At 46.5% G+C, this 21,103-nt stretch carries 16 protein-coding genes; 4 read left to right on the top strand and 12 right to left on the bottom strand.

Annotated elements, in window-relative coordinates:
- Nucleotides 1-7: 7 nt before the first annotated feature.
- Together aceF and aceE are read right to left on the bottom strand one after the other, a co-directional pair.
- Nucleotides 8-1,609 (bottom strand): dihydrolipoyllysine-residue acetyltransferase, encoded by a 1,602-nt coding sequence (aceF, locus tag FD961_RS05655; protein ID WP_215393027.1) that lies wholly within the window; start codon nt 1,607-1,609, stop codon nt 8-10.
- A 14-nt stretch (nt 1,610-1,623) separates the two neighbouring features.
- Nucleotides 1,624-4,320 (bottom strand): pyruvate dehydrogenase (acetyl-transferring), homodimeric type, encoded by a 2,697-nt coding sequence (gene aceE / locus FD961_RS05660; protein ID WP_215393028.1) that lies wholly within the window; start codon nt 4,318-4,320, stop codon nt 1,624-1,626.
- Between the two features lie 213 nt (nt 4,321-4,533).
- Here aceE and FD961_RS05665 point away from each other — a divergent pair, with 213 nt between their 5' ends.
- The 4 genes from FD961_RS05665 to FD961_RS05680 are packed head-to-tail and all read left to right on the top strand — an operon-like array spanning nt 4,534 to nt 10,761.
- Nucleotides 4,534-7,053 carry a PAS domain S-box protein gene (locus FD961_RS05665; RefSeq protein WP_215393029.1) on the top strand — a complete coding sequence of 840 codons (2,520 nt, stop codon included), beginning with the start codon at nt 4,534-4,536 and terminating at the stop codon, nt 7,051-7,053.
- 36 nt (nt 7,054-7,089) lie between these two features.
- On the top strand, nt 7,090-7,737 hold the full coding sequence (locus FD961_RS05670) for a response regulator transcription factor (RefSeq protein WP_215393030.1): 648 nt from the start codon (nt 7,090-7,092) through the stop codon (nt 7,735-7,737).
- A gap of 24 nt (nt 7,738-7,761) precedes the next feature.
- Nucleotides 7,762-8,616 (top strand): bifunctional methylenetetrahydrofolate dehydrogenase/methenyltetrahydrofolate cyclohydrolase FolD, encoded by an 855-nt coding sequence (folD, locus tag FD961_RS05675; RefSeq protein WP_215394371.1) that lies wholly within the window; start codon nt 7,762-7,764, stop codon nt 8,614-8,616.
- Between the two features lie 18 nt (nt 8,617-8,634).
- A complete protein-coding gene (locus FD961_RS05680) occupies nt 8,635-10,761 on the top strand; it encodes a M3 family metallopeptidase (RefSeq protein ID WP_215393031.1) in 2,127 nt (708 codons plus the stop codon).
- 18 nt (nt 10,762-10,779) lie between these two features.
- On the opposite strand, the gene FD961_RS05685 is transcribed toward FD961_RS05680, so the two are convergent.
- From FD961_RS05685 to FD961_RS05730, 10 genes are all read right to left on the bottom strand, one after another.
- A complete protein-coding gene (locus tag FD961_RS05685) occupies nt 10,780-11,388 on the bottom strand; it encodes a glutathione S-transferase (RefSeq protein ID WP_215393032.1) in 609 nt (202 codons plus the stop codon).
- A gap of 25 nt (nt 11,389-11,413) precedes the next feature.
- Nucleotides 11,414-12,262, bottom strand: a complete 849-nt coding sequence (xth, locus tag FD961_RS05690; RefSeq protein ID WP_215393033.1) for an exodeoxyribonuclease III — start codon at nt 12,260-12,262, stop codon at nt 11,414-11,416.
- Complete coding sequence (ntrC, locus tag FD961_RS05695; RefSeq protein ID WP_215393034.1) at nt 12,255-13,706, bottom strand: nitrogen regulation protein NR(I); 1,452 nt, start codon at nt 13,704-13,706, stop codon at nt 12,255-12,257. Before ntrC ends, xth begins: the two co-directional genes overlap by 8 nt.
- A complete protein-coding gene (gene glnL / locus FD961_RS05700) occupies nt 13,703-14,824 on the bottom strand; it encodes a nitrogen regulation protein NR(II) (protein ID WP_371817168.1) in 1,122 nt (373 codons plus the stop codon). The genes ntrC and glnL overlap by 4 nt, the downstream gene beginning before the upstream one ends.
- Before the next feature lie 26 nt (nt 14,825-14,850).
- Nucleotides 14,851-16,266, bottom strand: coding sequence for a type I glutamate--ammonia ligase (gene glnA / locus FD961_RS05705; protein ID WP_215393036.1), 1,416 nt, complete (start codon nt 16,264-16,266; stop codon nt 14,851-14,853).
- 206 nt (nt 16,267-16,472) lie between these two features.
- Nucleotides 16,473-17,333, bottom strand: coding sequence for a molybdopterin-binding protein (locus FD961_RS05710; RefSeq protein ID WP_256438049.1), 861 nt, complete (start codon nt 17,331-17,333; stop codon nt 16,473-16,475).
- The gene (locus FD961_RS05715) at nt 17,326-18,195 is read right to left on the bottom strand and encodes an EI24 domain-containing protein (protein ID WP_215393037.1); all 870 of its coding nucleotides are present in this window, start codon (nt 18,193-18,195) and stop codon (nt 17,326-17,328) included. Before FD961_RS05715 ends, FD961_RS05710 begins: the two co-directional genes overlap by 8 nt.
- A 30-nt stretch (nt 18,196-18,225) precedes the next feature.
- Nucleotides 18,226-19,197 carry a sterol desaturase family protein gene (locus FD961_RS05720; RefSeq protein ID WP_215393038.1) on the bottom strand — a complete coding sequence of 324 codons (972 nt, stop codon included), beginning with the start codon at nt 19,195-19,197 and terminating at the stop codon, nt 18,226-18,228.
- 3 nt (nt 19,198-19,200) lie between these two features.
- Nucleotides 19,201-20,007, bottom strand: coding sequence for a polysaccharide deacetylase family protein (locus FD961_RS05725; protein WP_215393039.1), 807 nt, complete (start codon nt 20,005-20,007; stop codon nt 19,201-19,203).
- A 4-nt stretch (nt 20,008-20,011) separates the two neighbouring features.
- Nucleotides 20,012-21,070 (bottom strand): cytochrome D1 domain-containing protein, encoded by a 1,059-nt coding sequence (locus FD961_RS05730; protein ID WP_215393040.1) that lies wholly within the window; start codon nt 21,068-21,070, stop codon nt 20,012-20,014.
- Nucleotides 21,071-21,103 lie beyond the last annotated feature (33 nt).

Here is a 21,103-nt window from a genome sequence, read left to right on the forward strand (position 1 = left end):
ACCCTCCTTACAGCGAAGCACGACGGAAGTCGGCTAAGAGTTGTGCAATATACACATTAAAACGTGTTGCCAATGCGCCATCAATCACGCGATGATCTGCAGAGAGTGATAATGGGCAAACAAGGCGAGGCACAAATTGCTTGCCATCCCAAACTGGCTTCATAGCAGCTTTGCTAACACCTAAGATTGCCACTTCAGGCGCATTCACAATCGGAGAGAAGTAGGTGCCGCCAATGCCGCCTAATGAAGAAATAGTGAAGCTAGCGCCTTGCATTTGATCTGGCTTCAATTTGCCATCACGCGCAAGGGCAGCCAACTCAGAAGTCTCTTTAGCCAATTCAAAGATGCCTTTCTTATCTGCGTCTTTAATCACTGGCACAACCAATCCTGTCGGCGTATCTGCAGCGAAGCCAATGTTGAAGTACTTCTTGAGAATCAGATCATCACCATCGAGTGAGCTATTGAACTCAGGGTATTTCTTTAGAGCAGCAACAGCCGCTTTCATTAAGAAAGCGAGCATCGTAATTTTGACGCCCTTCTTCTCATTCTCTTTATTAGTGAGCACACGGAAGGCTTCTAAATCGGTAATGTCAGCATCTTCGTGATAAGTAACCGCAGGAATCATCACCCAGTTACGGCCTAAGTTCGCTGCAGTGAGTTTCTTAATACGATTTAATGGTTGACGCTCAATCTCACCAAACTTCGTGAAATCAACCTTTGGCCATGGGATTAAATTCAGACCGCCCAAGCTACCGCCGCTTGAGGCTGCGGCTGGACTGCCAGCGCCGCCGCTCATGGCTGCTTTTACAAAAGCTTGTACATCTTCTTGGGTAATCCGTCCTTTAGGACCAGAACCGCTTACTTGAGTAATGGTGACGCCGAGCTCACGCGCAAACTTGCGTACGGATGGACTAGCGTGACTGACTCCTGCATCCGCTGGTGGAGGCGTATTGCTAATTGGTGGAGGAGCTGGCGCTCTTGGAATGGGGGGCTCCACTGTTTTTGCTACCGGAGTTACCGGGGCTGGGACAGCTGCAGCAGGCGCAGCAGCAGGCGATCCACTTTCTAGAATCACGACAACAGATCCCTCAGAAAGACTATCGCCGACTTTGACTTTGACTTCTTTGACTATGCCCGAGTGAGATGAAGGCACATCCATCGTGGCCTTGTCTGATTCCAGTACAACAATGGATTGCTCTTTCTCAACCTGATCACCAGCTTTTACTAAAACTTCAATGACAGGTACATCTTTATAGTCGCCGATATCCGGAACCTTAATTTCAATCGCTCCGCCACCTGAATTTACGGGTGCTGCTGCACTTACTGCCGCAGTTGGAGTACTGGCTACTACTGGCGCTGACACTGCCGCACCCTCTTCCAGAGTAATGACTACAGAACCCTCGGAAAGGTTATCGCCAATCTTGACTTTGACTTCCTTCACTACACCAGAGTGCGATGAAGGGACATCCATCGTGGCCTTGTCAGATTCCAGAACAACAATAGATTGCTCTTTCTCGACTAAATCACCTGGCTTAACAAGAACCTCAATGACAGGTACATCTTTATAGTCACCAATGTCCGGAACTTTGATTTCAATTATTTGACTCATGAATTAATCTCGTATTAAACCGTCATTGGGTTTGGTTTAGTGATGTCGATGCCATATTTCTTAATAGCTTCGGCCAATTTTTGACGATCAAGCTGACCTGCATCAACCAATGATCTCAAGGCAGTAATCACGACCCAACGGCGATCAACCTCAAAGAAGTCGCGCAGTTTTTCACGAGTATCGGAACGACCAAAGCCGTCAGTACCCAGGACTTCGTAACGACGGCCGATGTGCTGAATCGCTGGACGAATCTGCTCAGCAAACAAGCGAACATAATCAGTTGCAGCAATAATTGGGCCAGAGGTATCTTTCAAGCACTTCTCAACATGAGACAGTGTAGGTGTCGCAGTAGGATTCAAGAGATTAGCGCGGTGCACTGCGTTCCAATCACGCCCTAGCTCTGTAAAGCTTGGGCAACCCCACAAATCAGAAGCAATGCCCCAATCCTTTTGGAGGATTTCAGCTGCTTCAATCACTTCGCGGAAAATCGTACCTGAGCCCAAGAGTTGAACGCGTAACTTAGCATTGCTGTCACCAACTGACTTCAATTTGTACATGCCTTTGATGATGTCTTTCTCGGCACCTTTAGGCATTGCTGGATGAGCGTAGTTCTCATTCATCAAAGTGACGTAGTAGTACACATCTTCCTGCACTTCAAGCATGCGACGCATACCATCTTGAATGACTACTGCTAATTCAAAGGAAAACGTTGGGTCATAGCTGATGCAGTTTGGAACAGAACCACTCCAAAGATGGCTGTGACCGTCCTCATGCTGCAAGCCTTCACCGTTCAAAGTAGTTCTACCTGCTGTGCCGCCCAACAAGAAACCACGGCTACGCATATCACCCGCTGCCCAAGCTAAGTCGCCAATGCGCTGGAAACCAAACATCGAGTAGAAAATATAGAACGGCAGCATAGGCACGCCATGCGTAGAGTAAGAAGTTGCGGCGGCGATCCAGTCACACATACCGCCCGCTTCATTAATACCCTCTTGCAGAATCTGGCCAGTCTTGTCCTCTTTATAGAACATCAATTGATCGTGATCTTCTGGTGTGTAGAGCTGACCTAATTGATTCCAAATACCGAGTTGGCGGAACATGCCTTCCATACCAAAAGTACGGGACTCATCTGGAACGATTGGCACTACCCGTTTACCCAATACTTTGTCACGGACAATGGTGTTGAGCATGCGCACAAATGCCATCGTGGTAGAAATCTCACGGCCTTCAGAGGTTGCCTCGAGCAATGGTGCAAATACATCCAATGCTGGAACAGGCAAGCTTTCAGCTTTCATACGACGCTGTGGCAAATAGCCGCCCAAGTCTTGACGACGCGCCTTCATGTATTCGAGTTCTGGAGTGCCTTCAGCAAACTTGACTAAAGGCATCTCATCAAGTTGATCATCTTTTACGGGAATCTCAAAGCGATCGCGGAAACGACGAACGTCGTCGTCATTCATCTTCTTCGCCTGGTGAGCAATATTCATTGCTTCACCAGAACCGCCCATACCATAACCCTTGATAGTGTGGGCCAAGATCACTGTTGGCTGATCTTTATGATTTACCGCTGCATGAAAGGCTGCATATACTTTATGTGGATCATGACCGCCTCGATTCAACTGCCAAATTTCGTCATCACTCCAGTCAGAAACCAAAGCTTTGAGTTCGGGCGTGTTGAAAACCGTTTCACGCACATAAGCACCATTCTTGGCTTTCATGGTTTGGTATTGGCCGTCAACAATCTCGCCAAGACGTTGCATCAAGATGCCCTTCTTATCACGAGCAAACAGAGCATCCCATTGACCGCCCCACACTACCTTAATTACATTCCAACCAGCACCACGGAACTCGCTCTCGAGCTCTTGAATAATTTTTCCATTACCGCGCACTGGACCATCTAAGCGTTGCAAATTACAGTTAATGACAAAGATGAGGTTATCGAGTTTTTCACGGCCAGCCATGCCGATCGCACCCAAGGATTCTGGCTCGTCGGTTTCGCCATCCCCCAAGAAGGCCCAAACCTTGCGACCCTGCTCTTGAATAAATCCACGGTCTCTTAAATACTTCATGAAGCGAGCTTGATAGATCGCCATGATCGGGCCCAGACCCATTGATACTGTTGGGAACTGCCAGAAGTCCGGCATTAGCCAAGGATGTGGATAGCTAGAAATACCTTTGCCACCAACCTCTTGACGGAAATTATTCAGCTGATCATCACTTAAGCGACCCAACATATAAGCACGTGCATATACGCCCGGCGCTGAGTGGCCTTGAACAAATATCAGGTCACCACCATGCTCTGGCGATGGTGCATGCCAGAAGTGATTAAAGCCAATGTCATATAAAGTAGCCGCTGATTGGAATGAAGAAATGTGTCCACCAACGTTGGTATCTTTATTCGCACGCAGAACCATCGCCATTGCATTCCAACGAGTGTAAGAACGAATACGGTGCTCGACGTTTTGATCACCCGGTAAACGCGCTTGGTTTTCTACAGGGATCGTATTGATATAGGGTGTCTCTGCATGGAAGGGTTGATTTACCCCATTCACTCGTGCATGAGAAATTTGTTGATCGATGAGGTATGCAGCTCTCTCAGGACCTTCGTTGCGAATAACGCCATCTAAGGCTTGCAACCATTCTTGAGTCTCTCCAGGATCTGCGTCCTGATTATTTTGTTTGCCTAAAAATTGGTCTGGAACTGCGGCCATATCTTGTCTCCAATAGATACATCAGTTACGTCATCATTAGTGATTCACTTTATAGGCAACATTCTAGGAAGGTATATGGGTGTAAACAAGCAATTTTCCACATAATGATAATATTTCTCATAATGTGGGATTTTATTGCGTTGCAAATAAAGACTATTGAAATAGCCAAGAAACGCATTTCCTAGCCCTAATAAGGCAAAATGGGCTATTCCTATGAAATCCACGGCTTTATACAACTTAATCTTTAGGCCTCTCCAATGGATCCGCAAAATACGGGGATTTAAGCTCGTATACACCCCGCTTCTTGCGATCGTGCTCTTTACTTCAGTCATGGGCATCATTTTGGGGACGCTCCACCTACAAGAAAAGAATCAACAAGAAGCAGCTCTATTTAGAGAACTCTCCTTTGCCAAGCAACGAATTCAGTTGCGATTTGCGAATAATCTGGAAACGCTGAACGCCATTAATCGCGAAATTTCCGTAAGTGCTGATGATGCAAAGCTTAAACAGCTAGTTCGGGATCAAGCAGATGATCTAGTCATCAATAATCATGAAGTGGTCAAGGTGATTTGGCTGAGTGAAAAAAATCAGCGTATCTGGACTATTCCACCGAATAACAAAACAGACTGGTTTAGCAAAACACAAAATGATCAGGCTGCCAACGATGTCCTTATCAGCGCAATTGAATTAAGCAGAGTTACTAGTAGAGCGGCATTTAGTCCATTCATCACATTAAACCTACCTAGCGAAGAACCGCTGGCTAAAGAGAGAAGGACCGTCTTTTGGCAAGTCGTCCCCAATATTGCAGGCGGTGAAGTCATTGGCTTTTTAGCGGTTCTCTACACCGCCCAGGGTGTACTCGACGTGATCCCTGGGGAGTTAAAGGCTCACTATCGCTTTACCTTATTAACCGATAACGACCGAGTTCTTGGAATCTCCTCTGACCGAGATATCCCCAAACGCGCCTTTAGCAATCAAACCAGTTTAGATATTGGCGTACTAAGTCCAAATATGACTTTACGCATTGACACCTACCCGCCTCCAACTAATCTGACTTTCCGTATGTTGATTGGCGTTGTGTTGGGATTATCCGCATTTGTGATTTGGAGCTTGTGGTCAGTTCTTAAGCAAATGCAAGTGCGACAAGAGGCAGAAGCCAATTTACGTACTGAAACAAACTTTCGTAATGCCATGGAAGATTCCACCCCGGTGGGTATTCGTGCGCACGATATGGATAAGCGCATCACCTATGTGAATCGCGCATTTTGTGAAATGAGTGGCTGGAGCGCTCAAGAGCTAGTAGGATTAAAACCACCCTTCCCTTTTTGGCCAGATGGACGACGGGATGAATTGCTAGAAAAAATGAATCGCGCTCTTCAGTTAAGTGTCAGCGCCAATGCGAACAAAGGAATTGAAGGTGCCATTCTCAGAAGGGATGGCTCATTAATTCAGACGCGAACGTTCATTGCCCCTCTCATTGATGAAAAGGGCAAACAAACTGGCTGGGTCACCTCATTAATCGACATCTCTGAACCTAAGAAGATCCGCGAAGAATTAGCTGCCGCGCAAGAGCGCTTCACGACCGTGCTTGAAGGTCTTGATGCAGCCGTTTCTGTAGTTTCGCTAGAGACAGATGAACTGTTATTTGCAAATCGTTTCTATCGCGAGAATTTTGGCAATGACTCTAAGGGGCACTTTCAACTTGCCCACCAAGAAAACAATATCAAAACTTTGCACAATATTGCAGAGGATCTCCAGGATTCCCCTCCCGGAATACCGGCATCATTTCTGTATCAAGAGTCGGAATCTGAAGAGGTGCAATTAAGTGATGGTAGCAACAAATGGTATGAGGTGCGACGCCGCTTTATTCCTTGGGTTGACGGTCATCTTGCACAGCTATTAATTGCTACTGATATCACCATCCGCAAAGAAGCCGACGATATTGCTCGACAACAAGAAGAGCGCATGCAATTTACTAGCCGTCTAACCACCATGGGTGAAATGGCCTCCTCCTTAGCGCATGAACTAAATCAACCCCTCTCAGCAATTTCAAACTATTGCATGGGTGTTGCTAAACGCCTAGAAGGAAACATCGATCCAGCACTCACTAAAGATATTTTGCCGGCACTCGAGAAAGCATCCGCCCAAGCTCATCGTGCAGGAACCATCATTCAACGCATTCGTGGTTTTGTAAAGCGCAGCGAGCCTCAGCGCAAATTGACTGCCATTAGCGACATCATCAATGATGCCGTTGGCTTGGTTGAAATTGAAGCGCACCGTCATCGCCTCACTATTGCGTCTGAGTTGGCAGAAAATCTTCCTGAAGTGGATATTGATCCCGTATTAATTCTGCAGGTTTTGGTTAATCTACTGAAAAATGGCTTGGACAGCACGAGAGAGGCCTACCCCCTCTCCTCTCGCTGGTCGGCTCCTCCCGTCAAAATTAGCGCTGATCTAGACACCAGCATATTTCCAGCCATGCTCCGAATCCAAGTCCGCGATGGAGGGGCTGGGATTGCAGAATCGGTCTCACAGCGCATGTTTGAGCCCTTTTTCAGCACCAAATCCGATGGAATGGGTATGGGGCTCAATATTTGCCGCTCTATTATTGAATCCCATCATGGTCGACTTTGGGCCACCAACACCATGGATGCGGAACACACTAAGCTGGCTGGCTGCACCTTTACAATACTGTTACCCCTGGAATCTCCTGAAACCACGGGTAATGTTTAATGGCCTTACCAATCGAATTATCTTGCGAGACCCAAAATGAACTTAAGCACTAGCAGCAAACCAAATCAGGCCGAAGTTGTCTACGTCGTCGATGATGATGAAGCAGTGCGCGACTCCCTCACCTGGCTTCTCGAAAGCAATGGTTATGTAGTCCGCTGCCATGCAAGTGCTGAACGTTTCTTGCAGTCCCTGCAAAGTACGGATAAATCCACGATCTCTTGTGCCATTCTGGATGTGCGCATGCCCGGCATGTCTGGCCTTGAATTACAAGAGCGTTTGATTAGCGAAAATTTACCAATGCCAGTAGCTTTCATTACTGGTCATGGCGATGTCTCTATGGCAGTTTCCACTATGAAACGTGGTGCAGTAGATTTCATTGAAAAGCCATTTAAAGAAAATGACCTCTGTGGTTTAGTCGATCGCATGCTTGCTAAAGCACGAGTCGATTACTCTCAAGCAAGTCAGCGCAAGATTACCCAAAGCTTACTTAGCAAGCTTACTGGTCGTGAGCGACAAGTATTGGAGCGCATTGTTGCCGGTCGCCTAAATAAACAAATTGCGGATGATCTTGGTATCTCCATCAAGACTGTTGAAGCGCACCGCGCCAACATCATGGAAAAGCTGAACGTCAATACCGTAGCAGACTTGTTGCGCCTTGCCCTGTCTGATCCACAACCAAATTAATCTTTGTCTCAATCATCAACTGCAATGCCTGCTCAATTACTCGACGGAAACGCCCTCTCTAAGAAACTACGCGCAGAAATCGCTGCACGTGGCGCCATTGTTACAGCTAAAGGAGTTCGCCCAGGTCTAGCAGTAATCGTTGTTGGCGAAAATCCCGCTAGCCAAGTGTACGTTCGCAATAAAGTCAAAGCTTGCGAAGAGGTAGGCTTTCATTCTGTTCTTGAGCGCTACCCTGCTGAATTAGGTGAAGAAGAATTACTTGCTCGTATCGCCACCTTAAATGCTGATCCTTCGATTCATGGCATCTTGGTGCAATTACCGCTACCTGAACACATTGCAGCCGAGCGCGTACTCGAAGCGATTGTCCCAGAAAAAGATGTCGATGGTTTTCATGTTGCCAATGCTGGCGCTTTAATGGTCGGCCAACCAGAATTCAAGCCCTGCACCCCTTACGGATGCATGAAGATTCTCGAAAGCATTGATTACCCAATCCGTGGTGCTCGCGCGGTGATTGTTGGCGCCTCTAATATTGTGGGTAAGCCTATGGCGATGTTGCTCCTGCAAGCTGGCGCAACAGTGACGATTTGCAACAGTAAGACCCGTGATTTAGCTCACCACACCAAAGACGCAGACATCCTGGTAGTTGCCACTGGCAAACCAAAGATGATCTCCGGCGATATGGTCAAAAATGGTGCTGTAGTCATTGATGTGGGCATTAACCGCCTGCCCGACGGCAAGCTTTGTGGCGATGTGGATTTTGATGCTGCCAAGTATGTAGCTGGCTGGATTACCCCTGTTCCTGGTGGTGTCGGCCCCATGACAATTACCATGCTCTTAATGAATACTTTAGAGGCTGCAGAAAAAGCAGCCAAGCTATAGATCCATTAAGCTAGAGGGATGACTACATCCCTCCAAAATACCCTACCCCCCGATTTACAAAATAATCCCCTACTGACATTTGGTCGTGGGATTGCCGCTTACTCTGAAGTCAAGCCCGAACACATCACACCAGCAATTGAGTATTTGCTCAAACATGCCCAGGATGCGGTTGATCTTGCGACTGACTCAAAGACGCCGGCGACCTGGGATCAGTTGGCCGAGCCTTTGGAGGATGCAACAGAAGCCTTAGGTAGATCATGGGGCGTTATCTCTCATTTGAATAGCGTTGCCGATACCCCAGAATTGAGAAGCGCTTATGGGGCGATGCTTCCTGAGGTCACCGCATTCTTTTCTAGTCTTGGACAAAACTTAGCCCTTTATCAAAAGTTCAAAGAGCTAAGTAAGAGTTCTGAGTTTGCAAAGCTCAATCGTGCGCAGAAAAAGGTGATTGAAAACTCTTTGCGAGATTTTCGTCTTGGTGGCGCAGAACTGAGTGATGCTGATAAACCACGCTTCTCACAGATTCAGGATGAACAGGCCACCTTGGGTAAAGCGTTTTCTGATCATGTATTGGATGCAACAGATGGCTTTGTACACCTCATTACAAACGAAGCAGATCTCATTGGTCTTCCGGAGGATGTCAAAGCGGCGGCTGCCGACACCGCGCAGCAAAAGAATCTGCAAGGCTGGGCTTTTACCCTGCATTTCCCGTCTTACTACCCAGTGATGCAGTACTCAGAGAATCGTGCCCTGCGTCGCTTGATGTATGAGGCCTATGTGACACGCTCTTCAGAGCTTGCTCCCACATATGCCAAAGGTAAGCTCGATTGGGATAACACCCAGAACATGCTTGATCAACTGCGTTTGCGTGATGAAGAAGCACGCATGCTTGGCTTTGCTAATTTTGCAGCCTTAAGCCTAGCGCCCAAGATGGCAAATACCGTAGATGAGGTAGATCTCTTCCTCACCAACTTTGCTAGCAAGTCAAAACCATTTGCTCAAAGAGATTGGGATGAGCTTTGCGCATTCGCCAAGACTGAATTAGGTTTAAGTGATGGAGTACAGCCTTGGGATGCCGCATTTGCAGCAGAGCGCTTAAAGCAAGCGCGTTATTCATTCTCCGAAAATGAACTCAAACAATACTTCCCGCTTCCAAAAGTATTGGATGGTTTATTTGGTGTTATTCAGACTTTGTTTGGCGTCAAGATTGAAGCTGCTGACTTACCAACCTGGCATACAGATGTGCAATCCTTTGCCGTAAAAGATCAGTCAGGAAAAATACGGGCTTATTTCTACCTAGACCCCTATGCCCGCCCTGGCAAGCGTGGTGGAGCCTGGATGGATGATGCTCGTGGTCGCAGAGTATTACCTAATGGGGAAATTCAGATACCGGTCGCCTATTTAGTATGTAACTTTGCACCGCCCGTTAAAGTTGATGGTGTTTTGCGCCAACCGACCATCACTCATGATGATGTCATCACCCTCTTCCATGAAAGTGGTCATGGTCTGCATCACCTCCTGACGCAAGTAAGCGCTTTGGGAGTGTCTGGCATCAATGGAGTCGAGTGGGATGCGGTGGAATTACCAAGTCAATTTATGGAAAACTTCTGCTGGGAATGGGAAGTGCTTGAGAAAATGACTGCCCATGTAGAAACCGGTAAGCCATTACCTCGTGAACTGTTTGAGAAAATTCTTGCTGCTAAGAATTTCCAGAATGGCTTAATGACTTTGCGTCAAGTTGTGATGTCGTTAACCGATTGGAGATTACATTCGAGTTTTGATGTCAAAAGCGCTAAGGGACAAGCAGTTCTTGATCTCTCCAGAAAGATGGCTGATGACTTTAATGTTATTCCGCAACCCGAGATCTCACGCTGGATCAATACGTTTAGTCATATCTTTGCTGGTGGCTACGCAGCAGGCTATTACAGCTATAAGTGGGCTGAGGTTTTATCGGCTGATGCTTACTCGGCCTTTGAAGAGGCTGCCAAACTGACCGGCTCAGTACTTGATCCACAAACAGGAACGCGTTACAGAGAAGAAATTCTGGAGGTTGGTGGAAGCCGCCCTGCTGCTGAATCCTTTAAGGCATTCCGCGGTAGGGAGCCCAGTATTGATGCGTTACTGAGACATGGTGGATTGGCTTAATCAGAAAATACATCTCGCTTACTCCACCCAAGTGGGATGTTTTTCCATCACTGAGTTGAATAACTCAGACTTGAGGTGATGCTCTAGCCATTTTTTAGTTTTTGGAAATGGCAAACTATCAAATCCCTGTGGGTTTACCATCGAGAACTGCCTGATGAACGGAAAGATAGCGACATCCACCCATGTCATTTGCTTGCTCAACAGGTATTGATTTGAATTGAGTGCCTCTTCAAGAGGTCTAAGCATTAATGCAGTTGCACTACCTAGTATGACTGCAGGTTTTAACTCGGGATGTCGATTAGGGTACTTGTATTGGTCCAAGAGTTTTTTAAATGGGCCGTCATTCTTATCAATCCATTCTTTTGCCAAGCCCACATCAACACTCTTCCAGCCATCTGGATCAAACTTTTCTAGAGCCCAATGCATGATATCTAGGCTTTGATCAATAATCTTTTCGTTTGTGCACAGAACAGGAACAGTGCCCTTAGGTGAGACTTCGAGCATCGATTTTGGCTTATCTCTTAGGGCAATCTCGCGGTGCTCATACTCAATGCCAGCATATTTCAATGCCATGCGAGCCCTCATGGCATAAGGGCATCTTCTGTAGGAGTACAAAATGGGCATCATAGATGCGCTGTTGGATATAGTTAGCCTAAGCTTTTTTGATGGTGGCAATTACTGGAGCATGATCAGACGGCTGCTCCCAGGCTCTTGGCTCTTTATCCACTACGCTAGCGCTACATTTTTCTTTGAGGGCTTCACTAAGCAAGATGTGATCAATACGCATGCCTGCATTTCTTCTGAAGCCCATCATGCGATAGTCCCACCAGCTATAGGTTTTGGGTGCTTGCTCAAACATTCTGAAGGAATCAGAGAAGCCAAGGTTAATGAGCTCCTGAAAGGCATTGCGCTCTGGTGGGGAGACTAAATTCTGCCCTTCCCATGCCTTAGGATCGTGGACATCTTGATCTTCAGGAGCGATATTGAAATCACCCAATAGGGCCAAGCGTTGGTTTTGCTCCAGTTCGCTTGCTAGCCAAGTTTGTAGTGAGTTGAGCCAATTGAGCTTGTAAGCAAACTTATCGCTATCAGGTGACTGCCCATTAGGGAAGTAGGCTGATACCAGTCGTACTGGCTGCATACCAGCGAAAGGAATCGTTGCAGCCAGAATGCGCTGCTGCTCATCTTGGTAGTTCGGTATGTTTCTGATGGGTTTTAAGAAAGTGGTAGCAGCATCTGAGGCAATCGAGGCTAATGCAGCCTTACGCACAATGATGGCGACACCGTTATAGGTCTTTTGCCCTGCAGCAAGGCTAAGGTAGCCAGCTGCCTCTAATTCTGAATGGGGGTACTTATCATCCGTAAGCTTAAGCTCTTGCAAGCAAAGCCCATCAATCGGCTCTTTCTTTTTTTCCTGATCTTGCAACCAACGAAGTACGTGTGGAAGGCGAACTTTTAAGGAATTCACATTCCACGCCGCAATTCGAATTGAATCAGTCATCTATCCCCAGTTCCTGCAGTTTTCTTGTAATCGTATTGCGGCCAATACCCAGACGCTGAGCAGCCTCAACTCGGCGGCCACGTGTAACCTCCAACGCAGCCTGCAATACAGCTTTCTCAAAACGTGAGCATAGCGCATCGTAGACTTCTTTGTCACCGTCCTGCAGCATTTTGACTGCTAAACGACCAAGACCACTTTCCCAATCACCTGAAACAGATTTTGTAGCCACCGGATTGCTTGGTGAAGACTCACCCTGTAAAACCACTAACTGGTCCGTAGCCTCCGACACAATATCGGCCGGCAGATCACTCACACCGATTACATTGGCAGGAGTCATCACGGTTAACCAATGACAGAGGTTCTCAAGTTGACGTACATTACCTGGGAAAGGCATGTTACTCATCTCCTTGAGCACTTCATCGGAGAGTTTTTTGGGTTCTACATTTAAAGACTTGGCACAAGTAAGCATGAAATGCTTTGCCAAGATTGGAATATCTTCACTACGCTCGCGCAAAGCTGGCATGCGCAAACGAATCACATTAAGACGATGCATTAAGTCTTCGCGGAACAAGCCTGCGACAACACGTTGCTCTAGATTTTGATGAGTAGAGGCAATGATGCGAACATTAGCCTTGATTGGATCCTGCCCACCAATACGGTAGAAGTGCCCGTCTGTCAGTACGCGCAAGAGTCTGGTTTGTAAATCAAATGGTAAGTCACCAATCTCACCCAGAAAGAGCGTGCCCCCATCCGCTTGCTCAAAACGTCCACGACGTAATGTCTGAGCCCCAGGGAAAGCACCACGCTCATGACCGAAGAGCTCTGATTCCAGTAAATCTTTAGGTACTGCGGAAGTGCTCAGCGAGATGAATGGCCCCTTAGCTCGAGGACTATGCTTATGCAGTGCATGCGCTACCAACTCTTTACCTGCACCAGACTCACCAGTAATGAGCACGGTTGCATGAGATTGAGCCAGACGACCAATGGCTCGGAAAATCTCTTGCATAGCAGGGGCTTGACCAATGATCTCAGCGGAGTCCTGTCTCAAACCAGCAAATTCTTTAGCGCCTGATTCACTTCGGATACCCTGTTCTACCGCACGATGAATTAACTCCACCGCTTTTTCTACATCAAATGGTTTTGTAAGGTATTCAAAAGCACCGCCTTGGAACGATGACACCGCAGAATCCAAATCCGAATACGCTGTCATGATGATAACGGGCAAATTAGGATGACTTGCTTTGACATGCTGCAAAAGATCCAAGCCATTGCCACGCGGCATACGGATATCTGAAATTAAAACCTGTGGAGTATCTTTTTCCAGCGCGTTAAGCACATCATTTGGATTGGAGAAACTCTTATGGGGAATATTCTCTCGCGCTAAGGCTTTTTCTAAAACCCAACGAATAGATTGGTCATCGTCGACGATCCAAATTGGTTTCATGATGCTTTCTCCTGCCTACGGTATGGAATTTGAATGTGGAAATCGGTACGTCCAGGGCGACTATCACAAGCAATAAAGCCCTGATGTTGTTGAACAAAGGTTTGTGCCAAAGTAAGGCCTAAGCCGCTACCCCCTTCTCGCCCAGAAACTAGCGGAAAGAAAATGCGCTCAATAATTTCTTTAGGAATTCCAGGGCCGTTATCAATGACATGCAAATCCATTGCTAATTTGTAGCGATGTTTTGCAATCGTGACAGAACGCGCCACCCTCGTCTTTAATTCAATTTGCGCAACGCCCTGACTAATCTCTTCAGAAAGAGCCTGGGCAGCGTTATGCACAATATTAAGTACCGCTTGAATCAGTTGCTCACGATCACCCAAGACATCTGGCAAGCTAGTGTCATAGTTCCGAATGATGCGTAGGCCCTTGGGAAACTCCGCCAACACCAAACTACGAACACGCTCTAGTGCCTCATGTACATTGAAGGATTCAATCACATGAGCCTTGCGATGGGGTGCCAATAGGCGATCCACTAAGGTCTGTAAGCGATCGGATTCTTTAATAATGACTTGTGTATATTCACGCAAGCCTTTTTCAGGCAACTCAAACTCCAGCAACTGAGCTGCCCCTCGAATACCACCCAATGGATTTTTAATCTCATGCGCTAGATTGCGCATCAATTGCTTATTTGCTTCCACTTGTTGTGTTACACGCTCATCACGCTCACTACGCAACTGCTGATCAATTGGAAACCATTCCATCATGATTAATGCGGGATCCTCTAATGCAGCTACCACCACATGAGCCGGAATACTATCTTGATGAATACTGCCCGGCAAAGAATGCAGAACCATTTCTTGGCGGTTTGCCATCACGTGACCGAGCTTTACTTCAGCAATCATGCTGTTTAAGGCCTCATTGTCACCAAATAAATCATGCACAGATTGGCCTTCAAGTGATTTACGTGAGAGATCAAGCGCTGACTCAGCAGCAGGATTCACATAAACCAATTGTTGACTTTCCGCCTCAAAAACCACAATGGCATTGGGCATCTGATCGAGCAATGTCGGAAAAAAAGGAGCAGCCGAAGCTGCTCCCTTGAACGAATTGCGCAACAAACCTGCGCTCAAGTTCTCTCCTTCGCTTACAGGGAGTAGTACATATCAAATTCGATCGGATGAGTTGTCATACGGAAACGTGTGACATCTTCCATCTTCAAATTGACATATGCATCAATCATGGACTCAGTGAATACTCCACCGCGAGTCAAGAACTCGTGATCTTTCTTCAATGCATCCAATGCCTCTTCCAAGCTTGCGCAAACAGTTGGGATCTTTGCATCTTCTTCTGGTGGCAAGTCATACAAATTCTTGTCAGCAGCATCGCCAGGGTGAATCTTGTTCTGTACGCCATCCAAACCAGCCATCAATAAGGCAGAGAATGCCAAGTATGGGTTAGCCAATGGATCTGGGAAACGAGTTTCAATACGACGACCCTTAGGACTTGGAACGTGAGGAATACGGATAGAAGCAGAACGGTTACGTGCTGAGTAAGCCAACTTCACTGGAGCCTCAAAACCTGGAACCAAACGCTTGTATGAGTTTGTACCTGGGTTAGTAATCGCGTTCAATGCCTTAGCGTGCTTAATGATGCCGCCAATGTAAAAGAGTGCGAACTCAGACAAACCTGCGTAGCCATTGCCAGCAAACAAGTTCTCGCCGTTCTTCCAAACGGATTGGTGAACGTGCATACCAGAACCATTGTCGCCAACTACTGGCTTAGGCATAAAGGTTGCTGTCTTGCCATAAGCATGGGCAACGTTTTGAATAACGTATTTTTGCCAGATAGTCCAGTCAGCGCGCTGTACCAATGTGCTGAACTTAGTACCCAGTTCGTTTTGGCCTTGACCAGCAACTTCATGGTGATGAACTTCAACTGGAATGCCCAATGATTCAAGGATCAAACACATTTCAGAACGCATATCCTGGAATGTATCTACTGGAGCAACTGGGAAATAACCGCCTTTTTTACCTGGACGGTGGCCAGTGTTACCGCCTTCGATTTCCGCGCCAGATGACCATGGAGCTTCTTCGGAATCAATCTTCACGAAGCAACCCTGCATGTCAGCACCCCAACGAACGCCATCAAAAATGAAGAATTCTGGCTCTGGACCAAAGTACGCAGCATCGCCTAAACCAGTGCTCTTCAAATACGCTTCAGCGCGTTTTGCAATGGAACGTGGATCGCGGTCGTAACCTTTTCCGTCTGCTGGCTCGATCACATCACATGTCAACACCAAAGTTGGCTCTTCATAGAATGGATCGATGTAAGCCGCTGTTGGATCTGGTTTGAGCAACATGTCAGAAGCTTCAATACCCTTCCAACCAGCAATAGATGAACCGTCAAATGCATGACCGCTCTCAAATTTGTCTTCGTCAAAAGCAGAAATAGGAACTGTCGTGTGCTGCTCTTTACCCTTTGTATCTACAAAGCGGAAATCAACGAAAGTACATTCTTTCTCTTTAACTAACTTCATTACATCAGCGACGGTCTTCGTCATGCAAATCTCCTCTATTAACTAAACTCGGAATTCAATATCAAGGCATACACCCTTGTTCATTCCAGGCATCAAACCTGCCCAATGGATGTATGTAATTTACTGAAGCAAACAACGGGGAATAGTCATTATTGCACTAATTGAGTGCTCAATTACCCCTTTTATCACCTAATAATTGGTATTTTGCACTCATTTAGTGCAATATTGAGCTAGGTGATGTCGTGGATCTCGTAACCAAGTTCTTGAGTGCCCGTTCTGAGGGCAATCCAAGCACTTTCTAGCAAATTTGCATTGCCTTTGATGCCTAATTCAATATGCCTCTCGGCATAAACGCCTCCCCTGCTGGCATCGCCGACGGACGGGAGACTAAAGACCTTCACCCCAGGGAAATTGGCCTCTATACGCTCCATTAAAGGGGTCAAAGTGGACTCAATACCCTTTGGCACGATAAAGCTTTGCTCTGCCCAGTTTTCCTGATGGAAGAGATCTTGGTAGTGCGTATCTAAGCACCAAGCCATCATGGGTGCAGCCATCACTGGAAAGCCAGGAAGAAAGTGATGCTCTTTAATTCGAAAACCTGGGATTTGGTTGTATGGATTGGGAATAATTTCACTGCCAAGCGGAAACTCACCCATCTTGAAGCGATGCTGATTTTCCGGTGTATTCAAATCTGCTTTAATCGGATCACCCTCGGCCATCGACTGAATGCGTCCGGCAATCAGCTCTTGTGCAGTCGGATGTAGCTCTGTTTTTGTACCTAATGCAAGCGCAGCACATTGACGTGTGTGATCGTCAGGAGTTGCGCCAATCCCGCCAGTACTAAATACGATATCGCCGCTAGCAAAACTATCTTTTAAGGTGGCAGTAATTTGCTCAGGATCATCAGCAACATATTTCGCCCATGTAAGGCTCAAACCACGCTCATTCAAGAGCTCAATGAGCTTACTCATATGTTTATCTTGACGGCGACCAGACAGGATCTCGTCACCAATCACAATCAAACCAAATCGCCTTGTCACCGAATCTTTTGCTGGTACATCTACTGCTACTTTTTTGATTACATCAACCATGATAGGGAAGCTCCGGATCTACTATGCGTGATTCAACTGTTAATGATTTTTCTAATTCCTCTTGCCTCAGTGTTTGTAAAGCATCCAATAAAAAATGGCTAAACCAGAGAGCGGCAAAAACAAAGATGAGAGAGTAAACCCAAAGGGCAACAAAACTCACAATAGGAAATAACACCAATGCAAGTGCCGAAGTGGCCCAGAAGAAGGTCGGAACTGCGCCGAGCATGCCCGAGACAATACCCATAGTGAGCAATGCCCAACGGTATTTATCTAATAAGAGATCACGCTCTTCTGTACTCGCGTGTTTAGCCAATACGTCATAAGACATCAAGCGCATCGTGAGCCATCCCCAAAGCAAAGGGGGCAACACGGCCACAAGTGGAGGCACCCACCACACGGGGAGCGTCAACATCACTAATACCAAGCAAATCAATGCAGACCACAGCGTGTATACCAGGCCACCAAAGAAGCCACCGCCCCGCTTACATTCCAAATCGCGATAACTAGCTTGCTTAATCACGATATTCACAATGGCAGGCACCGTTGAGAAGGCAATGAATACCAAAAGGCTAATTGTGATTAAAGGAATGATGAGCATCACAAAAAATAACGGTGCAATCCATGCTCGTGCATTTTCAAAGCCAGCCCAAATAAGACCCTCTTGAATCCAGCTGGTAAACATCGAAGTTGTCAGGAAAACACTTAACGCCTCTAGAGCTGGTGTCCAGGTTAGCCAAATGAGGCAGCCCCACAAGACAGAGACAATCAAAAAAGGGCGCAAGCTTAACCACAGCATTCGAGGATGCATCGTTCCCACGAGTGCAAGCCCAAACGATTTAAATACTTGCTGTACTCCAACCATATAACCCCTATGACATGCACATTGGCATGGTTACTTTGGCAATAATTCTTTAAAGGCGTGAACCAAGCCTTGCCACTGCTGCATGACCACATTTTGAGAAACGGTTAAGTTTCTCACCCCTGTGGGATAAGCCACCTTTGGGAAGATAGCAGTCTTTAATGCCATATCCCACCATGGAAATAAAATACCAAAATTACATCCACCCAATACCCCAGGCTTTCCAATAGCCTCGTGCCCATAACCTACAGCATGATGCATACGGTGATACATCGGCGATATCAAGAAATAGCGTGCTGCACCCAGATGGACTTTGATATTGGCGTGCTGCCAACTTTGAATAAATTGACTCAAAGCAACTAGCGCAATAAATTGACCTGGAGAAACGCCGAATAGAAGCGCAAAGAATGCCATTACTACTGCACGCATGATGTCATCTAAAAAATGATTGCGATTATCAGACCATGCAGTCATCACCGTTTGACTATGATGTAAGGCATGCAACTGCCACCACCAATTAAAGGCATGTGATGCACGGTGATAACAGTAATCCACAAAATCAAGCAATACAAGGTAGAGCAAGAAACTCACTACTGGAATTGATGTGATTCCTGGCCACCAATTTTCAACATTGAAACGATCAAATCGAAAATCATGCAAGACAGAATCTATTTCAAAGAAGAAGCCTGATAAAGCAATAAATACCAGACCGTGAAAAATTCCCAAACGATGAAACAAGGTATAGAAGAGATCCGCCTTGGTTGATGACGCAAAGCGCTCTTGTACTTCTGCTGGAGCCAAGCGCTCCCAAGTTCTGAGCACTACTACGATCAGCAATATTTGAATACAGCCAAATAAAAACCAATCCACCCCATCAAACACATCCTCTGCCCAAGACATCAAGTCCAACTGATACAAAATGGGTCCCACGATATTGGAGAAGACCCATTCCTGGGCTACGCCATAGGCATTTGATATTTCAGAGGGGATGGCTGCAAAATTCATGCTTTATTTTGACTGATCTACCAATTTTTTGGGCGGCATCGATTCTTTGAGTTCTTTGGGTATCAAGCCAAAGCAAAATCCACGCTGCTTTAAGTTCACAATTAACTGCTCCAGCACTGCTGGCGCCCATGGGTCCTTTCTGGACCAAATACCCAAATGAGCCATGGTGATGTCGCCATCTCTCATGTCTCGACTTGCCCTCTCTAGCAACACACTGTTGGGATGTTTATCAGAGTTCAGCTCATCCCCTAGGAATCCAGCATGTGCCCAACCAATATGTTGATAGCCACACATATCCCCCATCCGAATGAGTGTCGGTGAGGTTTTCCCACCAGGAGCACGCCAGATTTTTTGCAATGGCTGCTTAGTCATTTCTTGGAAGCGTTGATCAACGCGGCGAATCTGTTTGCACATCGTCGCCTCGCTGTACAGAACAGTCTCTCCAGCCTTTGGACCAAATTGAGGCTTTTCGAAGACTTGGCCTTTAGGCCCATCTTTGACGAAGTAGTCGTGATCATAGGTATGGCTACCAAAATGATGCCCTTCTTTAGCGAGCTCCTGCCAAAACGGTTTCCAAGACTCATCTAATGCGTAATCACCGCGAAAGGTTTTTTCATTTGCCAAAAAGAATGTGGCCTTAACATCCTGGCGCTTCAAAATTTCTGCAACCTTCTGAGCAACAGACATATTGCCAGTATCAAAAGTCAAATAGACCGTCTTATTACAACTGGCTATCTGCGCAATACTGCCAAATGAAAAACAGCCGAGCATAAGCGCGGCTGCTAATAGAGCGATTTGATGGCGCTTCATCCTATTACTCCCAAGCAGCCCTTGGATAGAAGAAGACGCCATGAGGAGACTTGCCCACCGGAATGACATCTACCAATTTCATTGAGGGAATGTCGATGATGCCCACCTTCTTAGCAAAGCGGAAAGTGACCCACATTATTTTGCCGTCAGGCGTAATCTCCATATCATCCGGACCAGAGGGCAGACCCGTGATATCGCCTGTCTTCTCTAAGGTTTGCATATCAATCAAACTAATAGAGGGGGCGATGCGGTTGCTCACAAAGACGTGACGCTTATCACCCAAGGGGCGGAAATTATGGGCACCCTTACCCGTTGGAATACGTTTTACTTCTTTACGATTTTTCCAGTCGATGACCTGCACATTGTCTTCGCCAGTAATACCGACCAAGAGATATTGATCGCCAGGAGTCATCCATAAGCCTGCGGGAACTTTACCAGTGGGCATAGTCCAAAGCACTGTTTGGGTTTCTAAATCAATTGCAGCGAGCTGACTAGAGTCTTGCAAAGTAATGAAAGCGATTTTGCTATCTGCAGTAAATGCAATGTGACTTGGTGTTTTAGCTAATTTAATAGTCTTAGCCAATTTAAGGTCTGCACCATTCGCAGCATAAATGTCGACGCGGTTTAAGCGATTGCCATTCACTACAAACCATTTGCGATTCGGTGAATATCCGATCTGATAAGGATCAATGATGTTCGGCAAGTGCCCTGTGATTTCACCGGTGATGGGATTCATCAACACAACATCATTACCAGCAGCATTGGCTACCAATAAGGTTTTCTGATCTGGGGTCATCATGAGGTGATGTGGCTCTTTTCCGACTGGAAAAGTTTTCACCACTTGACGGGTGGTCATGTCAATCAGACTTACTGATGCAGAGCCTGAATTCAGAATCACGGCCAATTTAGGTTGTGTGTTTGTTGCGCCAGGTGGCTGAGACACCCCCAGAGGAGCGCTAGCATTTGGGGCAGTTTGGGCAAGTAGGAAAGAGCTTGGAAAAGAGGTCAATAAAGCCGATACCGCAATAATGCGAATGCTTCTAAAGAGGGTGAATTTATACATACCCCTATTGTAAGCAATGCAGGGGCTTAAAAG

Origin of the sequence: Polynucleobacter sp. TSB-Sco08W16, assembly GCF_018687455.1 — a bacterium.
Taxonomy (GTDB): domain Bacteria; phylum Pseudomonadota; class Gammaproteobacteria; order Burkholderiales; family Burkholderiaceae; genus Polynucleobacter.

Bases quoted from the DNA above. Each gene is read 5' to 3' on its own strand.
- aceE (WP_215393028.1), bottom strand. From the start codon at position 4,320: ATGGCCGCAGTTCCAGACCAATTTTTAGGCAAACAAAATAATCAGGAC.
- FD961_RS05720 (WP_215393038.1), bottom strand. From the start codon at position 19,197: ATGAATTTTGCAGCCATCCCCTCTGAAATATCAAATGCCTATGGCGTA.
- folD (WP_215394371.1), top strand. From the start codon at position 7,762: ATGCCTGCTCAATTACTCGACGGAAACGCCCTCTCTAAGAAACTACGC.
- FD961_RS05730 (WP_215393040.1), bottom strand. From the start codon at position 21,070: ATGTATAAATTCACCCTCTTTAGAAGCATTCGCATTATTGCGGTATCG.
- FD961_RS05670 (WP_215393030.1), top strand. From the start codon at position 7,090: ATGAACTTAAGCACTAGCAGCAAACCAAATCAGGCCGAAGTTGTCTAC.
- FD961_RS05725 (WP_215393039.1), bottom strand. From the start codon at position 20,007: ATGAAGCGCCATCAAATCGCTCTATTAGCAGCCGCGCTTATGCTCGGC.
- ntrC (WP_215393034.1), bottom strand. From the start codon at position 13,706: ATGAAACCAATTTGGATCGTCGACGATGACCAATCTATTCGTTGGGTT.
- aceF (WP_215393027.1), bottom strand. From the start codon at position 1,609: ATGAGTCAAATAATTGAAATCAAAGTTCCGGACATTGGTGACTATAAA.
- glnA (WP_215393036.1), bottom strand. From the start codon at position 16,266: ATGACGAAGACCGTCGCTGATGTAATGAAGTTAGTTAAAGAGAAAGAA.
- xth (WP_215393033.1), bottom strand. From the start codon at position 12,262: ATGACTGATTCAATTCGAATTGCGGCGTGGAATGTGAATTCCTTAAAA.
- FD961_RS05715 (WP_215393037.1), bottom strand. From the start codon at position 18,195: ATGGTTGGAGTACAGCAAGTATTTAAATCGTTTGGGCTTGCACTCGTG.
- FD961_RS05685 (WP_215393032.1), bottom strand. From the start codon at position 11,388: ATGATGCCCATTTTGTACTCCTACAGAAGATGCCCTTATGCCATGAGG.
- FD961_RS05680 (WP_215393031.1), top strand. From the start codon at position 8,635: ATGACTACATCCCTCCAAAATACCCTACCCCCCGATTTACAAAATAAT.
- FD961_RS05710 (WP_256438049.1), bottom strand. From the start codon at position 17,333: ATGGTTGATGTAATCAAAAAAGTAGCAGTAGATGTACCAGCAAAAGAT.
- FD961_RS05665 (WP_215393029.1), top strand. From the start codon at position 4,534: ATGAAATCCACGGCTTTATACAACTTAATCTTTAGGCCTCTCCAATGG.